This is a genomic window from Microbispora sp. GKU 823 (assembly GCF_002027145.1).
GTDB lineage: Bacteria > Actinomycetota > Actinomycetes > Streptosporangiales > Streptosporangiaceae > Microbispora > Microbispora siamensis.
The window spans coordinates 1-16,385 of sequence record NZ_MWJN01000041.1 but is presented as its reverse complement, the minus strand read 5'-3'; the positions used below and the strand labels follow the sequence as shown (position 1 = coordinate 16,385).

Here is a 16,385-nt window from a genome sequence, read left to right as displayed (position 1 = left end):
CCGGAACCCTCGGCCGCCCCCTCAACCTGTCCTTCACCTCGTGCGCGGACTACCAGGTCGGCTGGTTCACCCCGTACCGCCGGATGGCCGAGGACGAGCCGGACCTCGTCGCCTTCCTCGGCGACTACATCTACGAGTACGGCGACTACAAGTACCCGGTGCGCGACCAGGCGGGCGGGGAATGCTTCGACCTGGCGGGCTACCGGCTGCGGCATGCCCAGCACAAGGCCGACCCCGACCTGCAAATGGCGCACGCCGTCGCCCCCTGGACGGTGGTCTTCGACGACCACGACATCGAGAACGCCTGGGCGGGCGACGTCCCCGAGCAGCCGGACCCGCCGTTCCTCCAGCGCCGCGCCGCCGCCTTCCAGGCGTACTACGAGAACATGCCGCTGCGCCGGGCACAGCGGCCGCAGGGCGCCGCGCTGCACCTGTACCGCTCGCTGCGCTGGGGCCGGGTGGCCAACCTGCACCTGCTCGACACCCGCCAATACCGGGACCTCTACCCCTGCACCGGCAAGTCGGGCACCGTGGGACCCGACTGCGCCGAGCGGTTCGCGCCCAACCGCACCATCCTCGGCGAGGAACAGGAGGCCTGGCTGACCGACCGGCTGCGCACGTCCGAGGCCACCTGGGACCTGATCGGCCAGCAGGTCTTCCTCATGGAGATGGACTGGACGACCGGCGAGGGCAAGGGCTACAGCAACGAGGGCTGGGACGGGTACGTCGCGTCCCGGAATCGGCTGGCCGCCGCGATCGCCGACAACCGGCGCAACGGGGTCGTGCTCACCGGCGACGTGCACTCCCACTGGGCCGGCGAGATCAAGCGCGACTACCAGGACCCCGAGTCGCCGTCTGTCGCGGTCGAGCTCGTCACGACGTCGGTCACCTCCGCCGGTGACGGCATGGACGAATACCCGAACACCAAGCAGCTGCTGGCCGAGAACCCGCACGTCAAGTTCTTCAACGGACGCCGTGGCTACGTGCGGGCGCGGCTGACGCAGGACGAGATGCAGGTCGACTTCCGCTCGCTCAGCCGGGTCACCGAGCCCTACGCCCCCGCCTACACCTCGGGCTCGTTCGCCATCGAGCGCGGAGACCCGCGCCTCCACTCAGCCTGACGGGACCACCCATGCGCATACGCTCGGCCGCCCTCACGGCGGTCCTCCTCGGCATGCTCGCCATACCCGCCGCGGGCGCCGCGGCCCGCGCCACGTCGCCCCCCGCGATCGACGCCCCGCCCATGGGCTGGAGCAGCCGCAGCCAGGGCTGCTCGGTCTCCGAGACCTCGGTGCGGCAGGCCGCCGACGGCCTCGCCGCGCTGGCCGCGGTCGGCTACCGCTACGTGATCATCGATGGCTGCTGGCTGGCGCCGCAGCGCGACGGTGGGGCCCTCGTCGCCGACCGCACCCGTTTCCCCTCCGGGATCACGGCACTGGCCGACTACGTCCACGACAAGGGGCTCAAGCTGGGCCTCGCCCTGTCGGCCGGCACCAAGGCCTGCGCCGGCGGCGGCCCCGGCTCCTACGACAACGAGGCGGCCGACGGCGCGCTGATCCGGTCCTGGGGCGTCGACTATCTCAAGTACGACTGGTGCTCCATCCCCACGGCCGACTTCCCCGGCAAGAACTCCCAGGCCATCGCCCAGACGCTCTACCCCCGCATGCGGCAGGCCCTCGGCGACACGATCGCGTTCGCCATGAACAACGAGGACGGCAACAGCGTCCCCTGGCTCTGGGGGGCCCAGGTCGCCACCACGTGGCGGACCAACGTCTACAACCGGCCCATCACCGACAACTACGCGGCGATGGTCGGCATCTGGGAGACCGACATGCTGCGCGCCGACTACCCCGGTCCGCGCAGTTGGGCCGACCCCGACCTGATCCTGGCCGGTGGGGGCGGGATGACCGAGGCCGAATACCGCAGCCAGTTCAGCCTGTGGGCGATGGGCGCCGCGCCGCTGGTCCTCATGGCCGACCCGGTCAAGGCGCCCGCCGCGATCGTCGCCAACCCCAAGGTGATCGCGGTCGACCAGGACCCGCTGGGGGTGCAGGCCCACTTCGCCGCCACGGACGGCTGGTACCACGTGCTGGTCAAACCGCTGGAGAACGGCGACCGCGCCGTCGCGCTGTTCAACGAGAGCGACCGGCAGACGACGATCTCCACGACGGCCTCCCGGCTGAAGCTGCCCCACGCGTCGGCCTATCGGGTCGAGGATCTGTGGACGGGCGAGGTCACCCTCACCGAGGGCCGGCTGGCCGCGGCCGTGCCCGCGCACGGGGTGGTGATGTACCGGATCGGCGCCGGGCGTGAACAGGCGCCGCCCGCTGTGACGTTCGAGGTGGACCCCGCGACGTTCCTCGGCGACGACCGGCCCTCGGCCCTGGAGCCCGGGCGGGAGAACGAGCTGGTCACCCGGGTGACCGACACCGGCGGCACCGACCGGCTCGACGACGTCGAGGTGACGCTCGACGTGCCCGAGGGATGGCAGGCCAGGGCGCTCACTCCCGCCCGGTCGTCCGGCCGCCTCGGCGCGGGTGAGATCTTCACCGTGCGCTGGGCGGTCACCCCGCCCGCCGGCGCCCCGCGCACCGCGTTCGAGATCGGCGGCAGGGCCGCCTTCGGCTGGCGCGGGCGTACGGCAAAGGTGAGCGGCCACGCGGTGGTCCAGGTGGCGGAGGCGCCCGCTCGCGGCACCACCGCGCTCAGCGACCTCGGCTGGACCCGGGCGACCAGCCATCTCGGCCCGGTCGAGCGGGACACCAGCAACGGCGACGCGGCGGCGGGCGACGGCCGCCCGATCACGATCGAGGGCGTCCGTTACGCCCAGGGCCTCGGCGCGCACGCGCCGGCGGACATCGAGTTCTACGTGGCACGGCGCTGTTCCGAGGTGCGGTTCCTCGGCGGTGTCGACGACGAGGTCGGGGCGAACGGCTCGGTTCAGTTCGAGGTCTGGGCCGACGGCGAGCGGGTGGCCCGCTCCGGCGTGATCACCGGCTCCCAGCCGGCCGTCAGGGTCAGCGCCGCGGTACGGGGCGCCCGCTATGTCCGCCTGGTCGTCACGAACGCCGGTGACAACGCCTACTTCGACCACGCCGACCTCGCGGACGCGACGATCACCTGCGACTAGCCGAGGATCACCACCCTAACCAGGAGGAACCCCCATGATCATCCCGAGGCCTGTCCGGGTTGAGGCCCGACAGGGCCGCTTCGTCCTCGACCGGAACACCGCGCTCGCCGCCGATCCCGAGCTCGGCGAGGTGGCCGCCTGGCTACGGGGGGAGCTGAGCCCGGTCACCGGCGGCGCTCTGCTGCCAGGCCGGACCGGCCCGGGAACGATCACCCTTGCCCTGCGCGACGGCATGCATCCCGAGGGCTACCTGCTCACCGTCGGCGCCGACGGAGTGCGCGTCGAAGCGGGCGGAGCGGCCGGGGCCTTCTACGCCGCACAGACCCTCCGGCAGCTCCTTCCCGCCGCGGCGTTCCGGCGGGCGGCGACCGGCGTCCCCTTGTCGCTGCCCGCCGTACGGGTCGAGGACCGGCCGCGCTTCGCCTGGCGCGGCTGCCTGCTCGACGTCGCACGGCACTTCATGACCAAGGCCGACGTGCTGCGTTTCATCGACCTTCTGGCGATGCACAAGCTGAACGTCCTGCACCTCCACCTCACCGACGATCAGGGATGGCGGATCGAGATCAAGCGCCACCCGCGCCTCACCGAGGTCGGAGCCTGGCGCCGGGAGAGCCAGACCGGTTGGAACGGCGCCATGGACGGCCGCCCGCACGGCGGCTACTACACCCACGACGACATTCGCGAGATCGTCGCATACGCGGCGCGGCGGTACATCACCGTCGTCCCCGAGATCGACCTGCCCGGCCACACCCAGGCCGCCATCGCCGCCTATCCCGAGCTCGGCAACGTCGGCACACGGCTGGAGGTCCGCACCACCTGGGGGATCGGCGACAACGTGCTCAACGTGGAGGACGCCACGATCGCGTTCTTCAAGGACGTCTTCGACGAGGTGCTCGAACTGTTCCCCGGTCCCTACGTCTGCGTGGGCGGGGACGAGTGCCGCAAGGACCAGTGGAAGACCAGCTCCGCCGCACAGGCCAGGATCGCCGCGCTGGGCCTGCGCGATGAGGACGAGCTGCAGAGCTGGTTCATCAAACAGTTCGACGACTACCTCACGGCGCGCGGACGCCGTCTGGTCGGCTGGGACGAGATCCTCGAGGGCGGCCACGTCTCCGGCGCGATCGTCGCCTCCTGGCGAGGCGACCTCGCCGCCGTGATCGCCGCCAGGGCCGGGCACGAGGTTGTCACCTGCCCGAACACCTCGGTCTACTTCGACTACCGGCAGGACGAGGGCCCGCGCGAGCCCGTCCCGTTCGGCACCGTCCTCACGCTGGCGGACGTGTACGCCTTCGAGCCCGTCCCCGCCGGCCTGCGCGGCGATCCGGCGGAAGCGCATGTCATCGGATCCCAGTGCGCCGTGTGGACCGAGCTGATCGACTCGAACCGCCAGGTGGACTACATGACGTTCCCTCGACTGTGTGCCTTCGCGGAGACCGTCTGGAGCCCGCCCGAGCGGGACTTCGCGGAGTTCCGCGACAGGTTGCAGGCCCACCTGCCCCGTCTCGACGCCATCGGGGTGGAGTACCGCCGTGAGGACGGTCCGCGGCCGTGGCAGACCCGGCCCGGCGTACCCGGACGGCCCGAGGATCCCGACGAATGGCGGGCCACGGTGGCCGGCTGGACCAGAAACCTGAGGGGGCGGGTGTGAGCCGGGCGATCCCCGGCCCGTCCTGGCCCGGCTGCGTCAACGCACGCGACCTGGGCGGGCTTCCGGCCGCCGGGGGCCGCCGGATCCGCCCGGGCGCCCTGCTGCGCTCGGAGCTTCCCCCGGCCTCGGCGGCGGAGGCGATCTCGGCGCTCCGGCCGGGTCTGATCGTCGATCTCCGGCTCCCCGCGGAGTGCGAGACGCTGCCCAGCCCGCTTTCCGCCCATCCCGCCTACCGCAACATCTCCGTTCTCGGGCCCGGCGACCCGGTGCTGGAGCGCATGGCTGACACACTGACGGGCATCTACCGCGCCATGCTCGACCGGGGGACGGCCCGGATCTCCGCCGTCCTGACCGCCGTCGCCGCCGCGCCTCCCGGTCCCGTGCTGCTGCACTGTCACTCGGGAAAGGACCGCACCGGTGTGGTGGCCGCCCTCGCGCTCGCACTGGCCGGTGTTCCTGCCCGCCATATCGCCGCCGACTACGCCGAGACGGCCCGCTGCCTGAGCCTCGACGACCACCTCGCCGCTCTTCCCGACGAGGCGGCGCGGCTGCGGTCACGCCGCCTGTTCGCCGAGGTCACCCCCGCCACCATGCTGCGCACCCTCGCCTACCTCGACGCCCGGTACGGCGGGCCGGAGTCGTACCTCACGCGGGCGGGGTTCACGGGCGTCGCCGCGCTGCGCGCCCGGCTGACCTCGACCTGGTCGTGGGGCATCACGTCAGGGGGGACGGCAGCGGACGGCGGTGCACCACGTCGAGATGGGACACCGCGCGGGTGAGCGCCACGTAGAGCCGGTGGCGCCCGCGCTCCTCGGCCTCGACGATCTCGGCGGGCTCGGCCAGCACGACGTGGTCGTACTCCAGGCCCTTGCACAGGGTGGCGGGCACCACGGAGATCCGTGCGGACGGGTCGGGCGTGGGGCCGCCGGCGACGGCAAGCCCAGCGTCCGTGAGCGCGGCGCGCAGGCGGCCGGCCGACACGTCGGCGGCGATGACGCCGATCGAGCCCTCGTGGTCCAGCGCCTCGCGCACCGCCGTCACGACCACCGGGTCGTCCCCGCGCAGCGTGCGCAGCCGGCCGTCCCGCCGGAAGGAGCGGGAGGGCGGCACGTTCACCGCGAGCTCCGCCAGCAGGCGGTTGGCGAGTTCCACGACGGCGGCGGGCGTGCGGAAGCCGGTGGTGAGCGCCATGACCTTGGCGTGCGGCTTGCCCAGGTGCGCCATCTGCTCGCCCCAGTCGCGGGCGGCCCACGGGGTCGTGCCCTGCGCCAGGTCGCCGAGCACGGTCAGCGAGCCGTGCTCGCTGCGCCGGGCGACGGCCCTGCACTGCATCGGCGCCAGGTCCTGCGCCTCGTCGACGATCACGTGGCCGTATCCCTGCGGGCGCTCGATCAGACCGGCGAGCTCGTCGAGCAGGATCAGGTCGGCGGCCGTCCAGGCGGCGCTCCGGTAGGTGCGCGGCGGTCTCGCCCAGGTGATCGCCCCCCGCTCGGCCGCCGTGAGCACGCCCCCGGCGGCCTCCGAGGGGTCGCGGAGCACCTCGAACAGCACCTCCTCGGGGCGTACGGCCGGCCAGAAGGCGTCCACGGCGGAGGTGACGGCCCGGGTGGCCCGGCGCGTCCACGCCGTGTCGATCGTCCGGCCGCGGGCCTCCGCCCGGCTCCGCACGAGTGACACCACGCGGGCGATGACGCGCTCACGGCCCACGCCGTACGGCATCGCCTCGCGGCGGGTCTCCTCGACCACGCGGCGCAGTTCGTTCTCGGAGACGCGCCAGCGGGAGGAGCCGTCGGCCACGGCGAGCGGCTCGGCAGGCTCGCGGACGCGCCCGTGGAGCGCCCTGCGCAGCACCTCGGCCATGCGCAGGTCGTGCTTGACCACGGCGGCGTCCGTGCCGTCGGTCCCCCTGACCGGCACCCGGGCGAGGAGCGCGTCCAGCGTGGTCTGCTCGACGTCGGCCTCGCCCAGGACCGGCAGCACCGCGGAGATGTAGCCGAGGAAGGCCCGGTTCGGGCCGAGCACGAGCACACCGCCGCGCGACAGCCGCTTGCGGTGGGTGAAGAGCAGGTAGGCGGCGCGGTGCAGGCCGACGGCGGTCTTGCCGGTGCCCGGCCCGCCCTGCACGCACAGGGAGTCCTCCAGGTCGGCGCGGACCAGGTCGTCCTGCTCAGGCTGGATGGTGGCGACGATGTCGCGCATCGGCCCGACCCGGGGGCGTTCGATCTCGGCCGTCAGGATCTGGCCCGCGCCGCCCAGATCCACGCCGAGGTCGAGGCGCTCGTCCTCGAAGCCGGTCAGTTCCCCGCCGGCCCAGCCGAAGCGCCGCCGTACGGACACGCCCCGCGGGTCGCGCGCCGACGCCTGGTAGAACGTCCGTTCCTGGAGCACGGCTTCGACCGGGTGAGCGTGGCCGAGATCGCGGCCGCGGCGGAGGTCTCCAAGCCCACGCTGTTCCGGTATTTCCCCTCCAAGGAGGATCTGGTCCTGGATCGGATCGCCGACCACAGGGGAGAGGCGGCGGCCGTGGTGCGCCCGCCCGGCCGGGCGCACGCCGCTGGACGCGCTGCACGACGCCTTCATGGCCGGACTGGACGCCCGCGAGCCGACCACCGGCCTGTGCGACCATCCGGCGGTGATGGCCTACCACCGCCTCGTCTTCGACACCCCAAGCCTGGCGTCCCGGGTGGCCGAGTACGCCGCGGCGGAGACGGAGGCCCTGGCGGAGGCGATGAGCGAGGCGGCGAACTCCGCCTCCCGGCCCGTGCCGCGCCTGACGTCGCGCCTGGTGGCCGCGCAGTACGTCGCCGTCCGGCAGATCCTGGCCAGGGACAACTACGCGGCGCTGGCGTCCGGCCGGACGGCAGGCGAGGTGTACGGCGAGGCCGTCGCCGCCGCCGGCATCGCCTTCGACCTGCTGCGGCAGGGCGCGCGGGCGCACGGCCTCTGACCCATCGTCAAGATCGCCGAGGCGGTTTACGCTCGACGGGTGCAGACCGAGGGGCCCAGCGGGACCGCGCTCCACACGGCGGCGGCGCGTGCCGCCCACCTGATCGTCGACGGGGAGCCGATCGTCTTCCGCGACCCGTTCGCGTACGCCCTGCTGGGCGAGTGCGCCGAGGAATACGTGCGCCCGCACCGCGAGATGGCGGACCACCCCGTACTCGCCGGGCTGCGCGCGGCCGTCGTCACCCGAGGCCGCTACGCCGAGGACCGCCTGGCCGGCGCCGTACGGCGGGGCGTCCGCCAGTACGTGATCCTCGGCGCGGGTCTCGACACCTATGCCTGGCGGTCGGCCTCCGGGCCCGTGGAGGTCTTCGAGGTGGACCATCCGGGCACCCAGCGCTGGAAGCGGCGGGCGATGGCGCGCGCGGGCCTCCCGCCGCCGCCCCGCCTCACGTACGTCCCCGCGGACATGGAGACGGGGGAGTGCCCCGTCGACCGGCTGGCCGCGCACGGGTTCGACCTCGCCCGGCCCGCGTTCGTGAGCTGGCTCGGCGTGACCGTCTACCTCACCCGCGAGGCCGTCGCGCGCACACTGGCCGGGCTCGGCCGCCTCGCCCCCGGCAGCGAGATCGTCGTGGACCACCTGCTGCCCGAGGCCCTGCGCGGCCCGCGTGCCCGGGCGTACGCCGAGACCCTGATGCCGCTGGTGGCGGAGGGCGGTGAGCCGTGGCTGACGTTCCTCGGCCCGCGAGAGGTGGCGGACCTGCTGGAGGAGCACGGCTTCGAGGTGGTCGAGCAGGTGCCGGAGTGCGACGCCGCCGGCCCCGCCCTCCGGGAGCGTGCGGACGCCCTGGCCGGGAGCGGGATCTCGGTGATCACACACGCCCGCCGGAGGGCCTGACGGGGTCAGCCCCCGGCGCCGGGTGAGCGCAGGTCCTCGCGGCAGGTGTTGTCCCGGACCACGGCGAGCAGCGAGCAGAGCGTCTCCACCTGCTCCGGCGTCAGGCCGCGTGCCAGTCTCCGGTGGACCTCCTCCTCGATGCCGCGCAGCCGCGGGCGCAGGGCGTCGCCCTTCGGCGTCGTGCTCACGATGCTGAGGCGCCGGTTGGTGGGGCAGGGCGAACGGCTCACCAGGCCGCTGCGCTCCAGGCGCTGGAGGCTCTTGGTCATCGTGGACATGTCGATGCCCAGCTTCGCCGCGAGCTTGTTCTGATACTGCGGGCCGTGCGTCCACAGCACGTTGAGCACGCGGTCCTGTCCCGGATAGAGATCGATCTCCGCCAGCAGAGCGCCCAGCAGGCTCCGGTGCCCCAGCGAGGCCCTGGCCATCAGGCAGCCCAGCGAGTCCTCGACGTCCGTGGGCAGCGCGGGACATGCCGGGGCGTCCGCGGGGCACGCCGGGGCGTCCTGGGCCGGCGACTCCACCCTCTCCACCATGGGGACCTCCTTACCCGGTCATCGTACCCGCTGTAATTGGTCGGCCAAGTTTCGAGCGCCGGCTGCTGCGGCAGGTCCGGGCGGGCAGCATCACCGCGCCGATAGACTGGCGTTACCGCCTCGCTGCCTTCATGGGGGTCCTTTCCAGTGTCTGAGTTCGACACGGTCCTCGTCGTGGACTTCGGCGCGCAGTACGCGCAGCTGATCGCGCGACGGGTGCGTGAGTGCCACGTCTACTCCGAGATCGTCCCGTCATCGATGCCGGTGTCGGAGATGCTGGCCAGGAAGCCCAAGGCGATCATCCTGTCCGGCGGCCCCTCGTCGGTGTACGCCGAGGGCGCGCCGCCGGTTCCCGAGGGCCTGTTCGAGACCGGGGTGCCGACCTTCGGCATCTGCTACGGCTTCCAGGCCATGGCCCGGGCGCTCGGGGGCGAGGTCGCCAGGACCGACTCCGCCGAGTTCGGCGGGACCGCGCTCAAGGTCCTCCAAGAGGGCCTGCTGTTCGCCGGCCTGCCCGTCGCGCAGACCGTCTGGATGTCCCACGGCGACTCCGTGGTCGGCGCCCCGGCCGGGTTCGCCGTCACCGCGGCCACCGACGCCACCCCGGTCGCCGCGATGGAGGACCCCTCGCGCGGCCTGTACGGCGTGCAGTTCCACCCCGAGGTGCTCCACTCCGAGCACGGGCAGCAGGTGCTCAAGCACTTCCTGGAGGCGGCCGGCTGCCGCCCCTCGTGGACCATGCTCAACATCGTCGAGGACGCCGTGGAGGCCGTGCGCGCCCAGGTGGGCGACGGCCGGGCGATCTGCGCGCTGTCGGGCGGCGTCGACTCCGCGGTCGCCGCCGCGATCGTGCAGCGGGCCATCGGCGACCGGCTGACCTGCGTCTTCGTCGACCACGGGCTGCTGCGCAAGGGCGAGGCCGAGCAGGTCGAGCGCGACTTCGTCGAGGTGACCGGCGTCAAGCTGCGCGTCGTGGACGCCTCGGAGCGCTTCCTCAAGGCGCTGTCGGGCGTCACCGACCCCGAGGAGAAGCGCAAGATCATCGGCCGCGAGTTCATCCGGGTCTTCGAGGACGAGCAGCGCGCGATCCTCGCCGACGGGCCGGTGGACTTCCTCGTGCAGGGCACGCTCTACCCCGACGTGGTCGAGTCCGGCGGCGGCACCGGCACCGCCAACATCAAGTCGCACCACAACGTGGGCGGGCTGCCCGAGGACCTCAAGTTCGAACTGGTCGAGCCGCTGCGCACGCTGTTCAAGGACGAGGTGCGGCGGGCCGGCGAGCAGCTGGGCCTGCCCGCGGCGATGGTGTGGCGCCAGCCGTTCCCCGGTCCCGGCCTCGGCATCCGGATCATCGGCGAGGTCACCCGCGAGCGCCTCGACCTGCTGCGCGAGGCCGACGCCATCGCCCGTGAGGAGCTCACCCGCGCCGGTCTCGACCGCGACATCTGGCAGTGCCCGGTCGTGCTGCTCGCCGACGTCCGCTCCGTCGGCGTGCAGGGTGACGGCCGCACCTACGGCCACCCCGTCGTCCTGCGGCCGGTGACCTCCGAGGACGCCATGACCGCCGACTGGGCGCGGGTGCCGTACGACGTGCTGTCGCGCATCTCCACCCGGATCACCAACGAGGTCCGGGAGGTCAACCGGGTGGTCCTCGACGTGACGAGCAAGCCGCCGGGCACCATCGAGTGGGAGTGACCCGGGATCTGTGAGCGGGGATCAATGAGTGGGGATCAATCGGAATGATCCCGGCCGTGCCGGATAGAGTGGCGCGGTGTGATTGCCACTCACCCCGTCGCCGATCGGTCAGGTGCGAAAGTCAGCCGCCTCGCGTGGCTCGACGCACTGCGGGGGATCGGCGCGATGGCGGTGGTCGCCGAGCACGCGCTGCCCTGGCTCATGCCGTCGCTGCGTCCCTACTGGTTCAGCCTCGGCATGTACGGCGTGCTGGTCTTCTTCCTGGTCAGCGGCTACATCATCCCCGCGTCCCTGGAGAACAGGGGTGACGTCGGAGCGTTCTGGGTCAGCCGGGTCTTCCGGCTGTACCCGCTCTACCTGCTGGTGATCGCCGTCGTGCTCGTCATGGCGTTCTGGGTTCCGGTGCGCCAGGAGGTGCCCCGGCACCCGTCGGCCGTGGCCGCGCACGTGAGCATGCTGCTCGACGTCGTCCACACCGGCGCCCTCGCCGACCCGATGTGGACGCTGTCGTACGAGATGGTGTTCTACCTGCTGGTGACCGCGCTGTTCGTGGGCGGGGTGCACCGGCGCAGCGGGACGCTGGCGATCGCCTTCGGCGTCGTGGCGGTCGCCGCCGGGCTGGTGCTGTCGGCGCCGCTGCTGCCGGGGCCGTGGCCCGCCATCGCCGCCTGCGTGCTGTTCGTCGCGGGCCTGGCCTGCCTGATCACCGGCCGGTTCCGCGCGGTCGCGGCGTACGCGCTGGGCCTGATGGCGCTGGTGCTGCTCGTGTTCGGCAGCTTCGTGCCGTGGTTCGGTGCGGCGATCCTCGCGGTGATGTTCACGGGGACGGCCCTGTACCGCTGGGAGCGGGGCACGGCCGGGCTCGGCCCGGTCGTGGCCGCGGCGGCCCTGGTGGCCGCCGCGCCGGTGTGGTCGATCCAGGCGGGCTGGTGGTGGGTGCAGCCCGACGTGTGGATCGTCACGATCGTCCTCGCCGGCGGGACGTTCGCGCTCGGCATGGCGCTGCGCGGGCGGCGCGTCCCCGGCGTGCTGACCTGGCTCGGCCTGATCAGCTACTCGGTCTACCTGGTGCACCACCCGCTGCTCAAGTATCTGAACGCGCTCGCCGGCGACCTGCGGTCGCTCACGCCGACCGGCCAGGTGGCCGTCGCGCTCGGCTACCTCGTGGCGCTGCTCACGCTGAGCTGGCTCACCTACCGCTTCGTGGAGGCGCCGGCCCAGGCGCTGGGCCGCAGGATCAGTAGACGTCGGTCGTCGTCTCCGTCCCCGACCGGTCGGGATATACCTGTCCCGGGGTGAGCTCCTGGCCCTCCAGCAGAGTGGACACCGTCACGAAGCTGTAGCCCTCCGCGGTCAGCGTCTGGAGCACCTCGGGCATCGACTGCACGGTCTCCTTGACGGTCTCGTGCATCAGGACGACCTCGCCCTCCCCGGCCACGTCGAGGGCCCGGGTGGTGAGAAGGTCCACGTGCCGGTAGCTCTTGATGTAGTCCTTCGTGGCGGTCGTGCCGGGCACCTGGATGAGGCCGAACTTGGCGGTGATCTCCTCCACGCCGCCGTTGCGCAGCCCGCCGGGCGCGCGGAAGAGCTTCGGCGCCTTCCCGGTCGTCTTCTGGATCAGCCGCTGGGTGTCGCCGATCTTCTTGTTGATCTGGGCGTAGGTGAGCTCGGTCAGATAGCTGGCGTCCCACGAGTGGTTGCCGATCTCGTGACCCGCCTTCGCGATCTGGGCGGTGAGCTTCGGATGCTTCTTCACCTCCGTCCCGATGACGAAGAACGTCGCCTTCGCCTTGTATTCGGAGAGGGTCTTCAGCAACGTCTGGGCGTACGGCCCCGGACCGTCGTCGAAGGTCAGGGCGATGCATTTGTGGGTCGCGCAGTACGGTTCATCGGTCCCGCGAGCTGCGCAGGGGTGGCGGCGGCCGCGGCGAGGGCGCACGCGACGGCCAGAGGGATCAGACGACGTACAGCCATGGGGTACTCCTCGGGGGGATCTATAACGCGGCATCGTAACGTGCTTCGCGTCACTTCCTCCTCGTCAGTCCGTTTTGGTACCGACCGGAAACCTCCGTCCACCTGGGACGGGAGCGATTAAACCTTCGGCCAAGGAAGGGACTAAGGCTGCCCCCTCACGAGTGGGGTTCGCGATGCTGGGCCCGTCGGAAGAGGAACCGGGCAGCATGAGGAGGGCGGGTGACGCGAACCGCCACCCGGTCGGCGTGGGGGACGTGGATCGGGTTCGAGTCCTGCCCCACGCTGCTCGGCCGCCTCGTCGAGGGCTTCGCCGGTCCCTGGACCCCGCTGCAGGACGTTCCCGTCCCCGATCCCGCCACAGCTCCGGTGGGCGACGCGGACGCGAGCCCGGACGCGGCGCGGGAGACGGCCGGCGCGATCGGATGCGTCGTGCTCGCCGCGCGATCGCCGGCCGACCTGCGCAGGGCGGTACCGCTGCGCGGCCTGCTGCCCATCGCGACGCGGGTGCGGATCGCCCTCGCCGACGCGCCGTCCTGGGCGGCCCAGCCGCTGCCGGTCGCCGCACCCGGCGCCTGCTGGCGGCACCTGACCGAGATGCGGATCGTACGCCGGGGCCGCGGCTGGCACCTGGACGCCGCCTTCACCGAGCCGGTGCCGGCCGGCGACGTCGTGGCCCACGTCGCGAACGGCCTGTTCGGCGGATGCGCGGCGACCACTCCCGTCGCGGGGATCGAGGGCGGCGGCACGGCCGACTGGCGGCCCGGCGACCCCAACGTGACGCTGTCGCCGCCCGGCGGGCCCCATGCCGGACCGCCGCGACGCCCCCCGGCTGCGACCTGCCACTGCGGCGAGTGGAGGTGGACGGCGCGGGTGCGGACGGCCTGCTGCCGCCGCTCGACGAGGCCGTGGTCAACCCCATCGGATTCCGCCAGCATCCCGCGCAGGGGCTGGCGGCGCTCGCCGCGCACCGGGACTGGTTCGTCGTCACCCTCGGCGGCGACAGGCTCGTACGGCTCCCGGCTTGCGGGCGGGTCACGGACGTGGACGTCGCCCGGCTGCGGGACGTGCGCGGGATCGAGGTGCCCGCGCTCGACCCACAGGCAGAGCGGGGCGGGCGAGTGAGGTCGCCCGCGTCGTGGCCGCCTTCTCGGCCGCCGGGATCCCGGTGCTCGCCGCGCCCGACCCCGCCCGCGACCGGGCGCTGGGTCCTGGCCTCGCCGCCGCGCTGGCCGCCGTGACCGGCGAGGCGCTCGCGTCCGACCTGCGCCGTGAGGAGCTGAGCATCCGGCTGCGCAGGGCCGCGCTGCGCGAGCACGGGGCCGCCGCCCGCTGGCGGGGCCTGGCCCTGGCCGCCGGCCTGCCGGTGCCGCCGCACCCGAGGGTCTCGATCCTGCTGTGCACGCGCCGCCCGGAGATGGTGCCGTTCGCGGTCGAGCAGATGGAGCGCCAGCGCGGCGTGACCGCCGAGCTGATCGTGGGCCTCCACGGCTTCACCGCGCGGGAGGCGGCCATCCCCCGCACGCGGCTGCCGGTCACCGTGATCGAGGCCTCCGCCGCGACGCCGTTCGGGGAGGTCCTGAACCGCATGGCGGCCGTCGCCTCCGGGTCGTACCTCGCCAAGGTGGACGACGACGACTGGTATGGGCCCGACCACCTCGCCGACCTCCTGCTCGCCCGGCGCTACAGCGGCGCCGACCTCGTCGGGTCGGCCGCGGAGTTCGTCTACCTGGAGCCGCTCGACGTGACGATCAGGAGGTGCATCGGCACCGAGCGGTTCGCGCCGCTGGTGGCCGGCGGCACGATGCTGGTCACCCGGGCGGCGTTCGAGGCGGCCGGCGGCTTCCGGCCCCTGGCGCGGACCGTGGACGGCCAGCTGCTGCAGGCGGTGGAGGCCGTCGGCGGCCGGATCTACCGCACACACGGCCTCGGCTACGTGCTGCGCCGCCGCAGCGCGTACGGCCACACCTGGCGCCAGCCCGTGCAGTCGTTCCTCGCTTCCTATCAGGAGCAGTGGCGCGGGCTGGTCTTCAACGAACTGATGGAGGACGGTGCCCGATGGCGGGCGGAGGTGAGGACGTGACGGGGGCTGCGCGCATCCCGCTCAACGACTACGGGGTGCTCGGAGAGCCGCCCGCGCCGGGGGAGTGGACCCCCACGCTCACGGTGAGCGTGGTGATCCCCGCCTACCGCGCGGAGCGCACGCTGCCGCTGACGCTGGCCGGCCTGGCCCGGCAGACCTACCCGGCCCATCTCATGGAGGTCGTGGTGGTGGACGACGGCGAGCGGCCCATGGAGCCGCCGCCCGAGTCGTCGGCGGGGCCGCTCCCGGAGCGGCTGCGGGTGGTCCGCCCGCGCGGCGGTGCGTGGGGGAGGGCGAGCGCCTGCGCGGCGGGGGCCGAGGCGGCGGAGGGTGAGGTGATCCTCTACCTGGATGCCGACCTCGTGGTGTTCCCCGAGCACGTGGAGGCCCAGATGCGCTGGCACCACCTGGCCGACTACCTGGTCGTGCTCGGGCACCTGCGGTTCGTGCCCGGCCTCGACGAGGTGCCGGCGAGCGAGGTGCTCGCGGCCGTCGAGGCGGGTGCGGTACACAAGCTCTTCGCCGAGGAGGACGCCACGCCGCAGTGGACCGAGCGCCGCTGGGACCAGACCGACGACCTGCGGACGGCCGGTTTCGGCGCGTTCTCCGTCATGGTCGGGGCCACCGCGTCGCTGCCGGCCCGCCTGCTGCGCGCCGCCGGGGGGCTGGACGCCTCGCTGGTGCTCGGCGAGGACACCGAGCTCGGCTACCGGCTGGCCCAGGCGGGAGCGGTGTTCGTGCCCGACCGCCGCAGCCGGTGCTGGCACCTCGGCCGGTCCACGGTCATGCGCCGCGAGCCCGACGTGAAGCGGCACAACTGGCCCCACCTCGCCGAGCGCGTCCCGAGCTTCCGCTGGCTGCGCAGGCACCCCCACCGCACCTACCTCGTGCCGTACGTCGATGTCGTGGTCGAGGTGGGGGACGCGTCGTTCGAGGAGGTCAGGGCGACCGTCGACGCCGTGCTCGCCGGACGGCTGCCGACGTGCGGGTGAGGTCGTCGGGCCCTGGGGACGGCTCGGCGGCGGGCGGCCGCGACCCGCTCGCGACCCCTCGCTCGACCTGCGCCTGGTGCTCGCCTGCTATCAGGGCGAGCCGCGCGTGCGGTTCCGCGAGGCCGTGCCGGACGACTGCTTCCCCGTGCCGTTCCGCTTCCACTGCCCGCCGGGGTGGGTGCCGTCGCGCGGCACCATCGGCTCGGTGATCAAGCACGCCGACCGGCAGCGGCTCGGGATCGTCTCGCTCGCGCTTGACGAGCGCGAGGACGGCCGCGTCGTGCACGCCCGGCTGGAGCGCACCGCCGCGATGAGCCGGGCCCGCCGGTGCGCCGGGCCGGGGGACGACCTCGATGACCTGGTCCACGAGATGTACGGCACGGTGTGGGACGCGGGCGACAAATGGGGGTTCCTGCCCGCGGCGCTCGCCGCGACGACCGCCCCGCCGGTGCCCGGCCGCGCCTGGACGGGCGCTTCCGGCGAGGC

14 protein-coding genes and 1 pseudogene are annotated in these 16,385 nt (G+C 73.2%); 12 read left to right on the top strand and 3 right to left on the bottom strand.

Annotated features, from left to right (window positions below; all coding sequences use genetic code 11):
- Positions 1-83 precede the first annotated feature (83 nt).
- From B1L11_RS21940 to B1L11_RS21925, 4 genes are read left to right on the top strand one after another with little or no spacing between them, the layout of a single operon-like run.
- Complete coding sequence (locus B1L11_RS21940) at positions 84-1,121, top strand: alkaline phosphatase (protein WP_256862778.1); 1,038 nt, start codon at positions 84-86, stop codon at positions 1,119-1,121.
- An 11-nt stretch (positions 1,122-1,132) separates the two neighbouring features.
- The gene (locus B1L11_RS21935) at positions 1,133-3,130 is read left to right on the top strand and encodes an NPCBM/NEW2 domain-containing protein (RefSeq protein WP_079316217.1); all 1,998 of its coding nucleotides are present in this window, start codon (positions 1,133-1,135) and stop codon (positions 3,128-3,130) included.
- Positions 3,131-3,164: 34 nt separating this feature from the next.
- Positions 3,165-4,778, top strand: coding sequence for a beta-N-acetylhexosaminidase (locus tag B1L11_RS21930; protein WP_079316216.1), 1,614 nt, complete (start codon positions 3,165-3,167; stop codon positions 4,776-4,778).
- Complete coding sequence (locus tag B1L11_RS21925) at positions 4,775-5,557, top strand: tyrosine-protein phosphatase (protein ID WP_306291689.1); 783 nt, start codon at positions 4,775-4,777, stop codon at positions 5,555-5,557. Before B1L11_RS21930 ends, B1L11_RS21925 begins: the two co-directional genes overlap by 4 nt.
- On the opposite strand, the gene B1L11_RS21920 is transcribed toward B1L11_RS21925, so the two are convergent.
- A complete protein-coding gene (locus tag B1L11_RS21920; RefSeq protein WP_179155267.1) occupies positions 5,493-7,166 on the bottom strand; it encodes an ATP-binding domain-containing protein in 1,674 nt (557 codons plus the stop codon). The two genes, B1L11_RS21925 and B1L11_RS21920, sit on opposite strands and share 65 nt — an antisense overlap.
- Positions 7,167-7,356: 190 nt before the next feature.
- On the opposite strand from B1L11_RS21920, the gene B1L11_RS48510 reads away from it, so the two are divergent.
- Both B1L11_RS48510 and B1L11_RS21910 read left to right on the top strand, forming a co-directional pair.
- Entirely contained in the window at positions 7,357-7,725 is a 369-nt protein-coding gene (locus B1L11_RS48510; protein ID WP_218671248.1) for a hypothetical protein, read from the top strand.
- Between the two features lie 39 nt (positions 7,726-7,764).
- On the top strand, positions 7,765-8,622 hold the full coding sequence (locus tag B1L11_RS21910; protein WP_079316214.1) for an SAM-dependent methyltransferase: 858 nt from the start codon (positions 7,765-7,767) through the stop codon (positions 8,620-8,622).
- 5 nt (positions 8,623-8,627) lie between these two features.
- On the opposite strand, the gene B1L11_RS21905 is transcribed toward B1L11_RS21910, so the two are convergent.
- Positions 8,628-9,158 carry a MarR family winged helix-turn-helix transcriptional regulator gene (locus B1L11_RS21905; protein WP_079316213.1) on the bottom strand — a complete coding sequence of 177 codons (531 nt, stop codon included), beginning with the start codon at positions 9,156-9,158 and terminating at the stop codon, positions 8,628-8,630.
- Between the two features lie 147 nt (positions 9,159-9,305).
- Between B1L11_RS21905 and guaA the strand changes: the two genes are divergently transcribed.
- Positions 9,306-10,853 (top strand): glutamine-hydrolyzing GMP synthase, encoded by a 1,548-nt coding sequence (guaA, locus tag B1L11_RS21900; RefSeq protein WP_143737445.1) that lies wholly within the window; start codon positions 9,306-9,308, stop codon positions 10,851-10,853.
- A 78-nt stretch (positions 10,854-10,931) separates the two neighbouring features.
- Entirely contained in the window at positions 10,932-12,152 is a 1,221-nt protein-coding gene (locus tag B1L11_RS21895; protein ID WP_239108587.1) for an acyltransferase, read from the top strand.
- Here the strand turns inward: B1L11_RS21895 and B1L11_RS21890 are convergent.
- The gene (locus tag B1L11_RS21890; RefSeq protein WP_079316210.1) at positions 12,091-12,861 is read right to left on the bottom strand and encodes a polysaccharide deacetylase family protein; all 771 of its coding nucleotides are present in this window, start codon (positions 12,859-12,861) and stop codon (positions 12,091-12,093) included. The two genes, B1L11_RS21895 and B1L11_RS21890, sit on opposite strands and share 62 nt — an antisense overlap.
- Before the next feature lie 185 nt (positions 12,862-13,046).
- Between B1L11_RS21890 and B1L11_RS21885 the strand changes: the two genes are divergently transcribed.
- The 4 genes and pseudogenes from B1L11_RS21885 to B1L11_RS21870 all read left to right on the top strand — a co-directional run.
- Entirely contained in the window at positions 13,047-13,949 is a 903-nt protein-coding gene (locus B1L11_RS21885) for a hypothetical protein (protein ID WP_079316209.1), read from the top strand.
- A gap of 13 nt (positions 13,950-13,962) precedes the next feature.
- Positions 13,963-14,907: a glycosyltransferase family 2 protein gene (locus B1L11_RS21880; RefSeq protein WP_079316208.1), complete on the top strand. Its 945-nt coding sequence runs from the start codon at positions 13,963-13,965 to the stop codon at positions 14,905-14,907.
- Positions 14,904-15,899 (top strand): glycosyltransferase family 2 protein, encoded by a 996-nt coding sequence (locus tag B1L11_RS21875; RefSeq protein WP_179155268.1) that lies wholly within the window; start codon positions 14,904-14,906, stop codon positions 15,897-15,899. The genes B1L11_RS21880 and B1L11_RS21875 overlap by 4 nt, the downstream gene beginning before the upstream one ends.
- A 76-nt stretch (positions 15,900-15,975) precedes the next feature.
- Positions 15,976-16,385: pseudogene (locus B1L11_RS21870) on the top strand (glycosyltransferase family 2 protein); the annotation flags it as partial.

What these genes read in the sequence shown, in the direction of transcription:
- B1L11_RS21935 (WP_079316217.1), top strand. Translation starts at nt 1,133, where the DNA reads ATGCGCATACGCTCGGCCGCCCTCACGGCGGTCCTCCTCGGCATGCTC.
- B1L11_RS21940 (WP_256862778.1), top strand. Translation starts at nt 84, where the DNA reads ATGGCCGAGGACGAGCCGGACCTCGTCGCCTTCCTCGGCGACTACATC.
- B1L11_RS21890 (WP_079316210.1), bottom strand. Translation starts at nt 12,861, where the DNA reads ATGCCGCGTTATAGATCCCCCCGAGGAGTACCCCATGGCTGTACGTCG.
- B1L11_RS48510 (WP_218671248.1), top strand. Translation starts at nt 7,357, where the DNA reads ATGGCCGGACTGGACGCCCGCGAGCCGACCACCGGCCTGTGCGACCAT.
- B1L11_RS21905 (WP_079316213.1), bottom strand. Translation starts at nt 9,158, where the DNA reads ATGGTGGAGAGGGTGGAGTCGCCGGCCCAGGACGCCCCGGCGTGCCCC.
- B1L11_RS21930 (WP_079316216.1), top strand. Translation starts at nt 3,165, where the DNA reads ATGATCATCCCGAGGCCTGTCCGGGTTGAGGCCCGACAGGGCCGCTTC.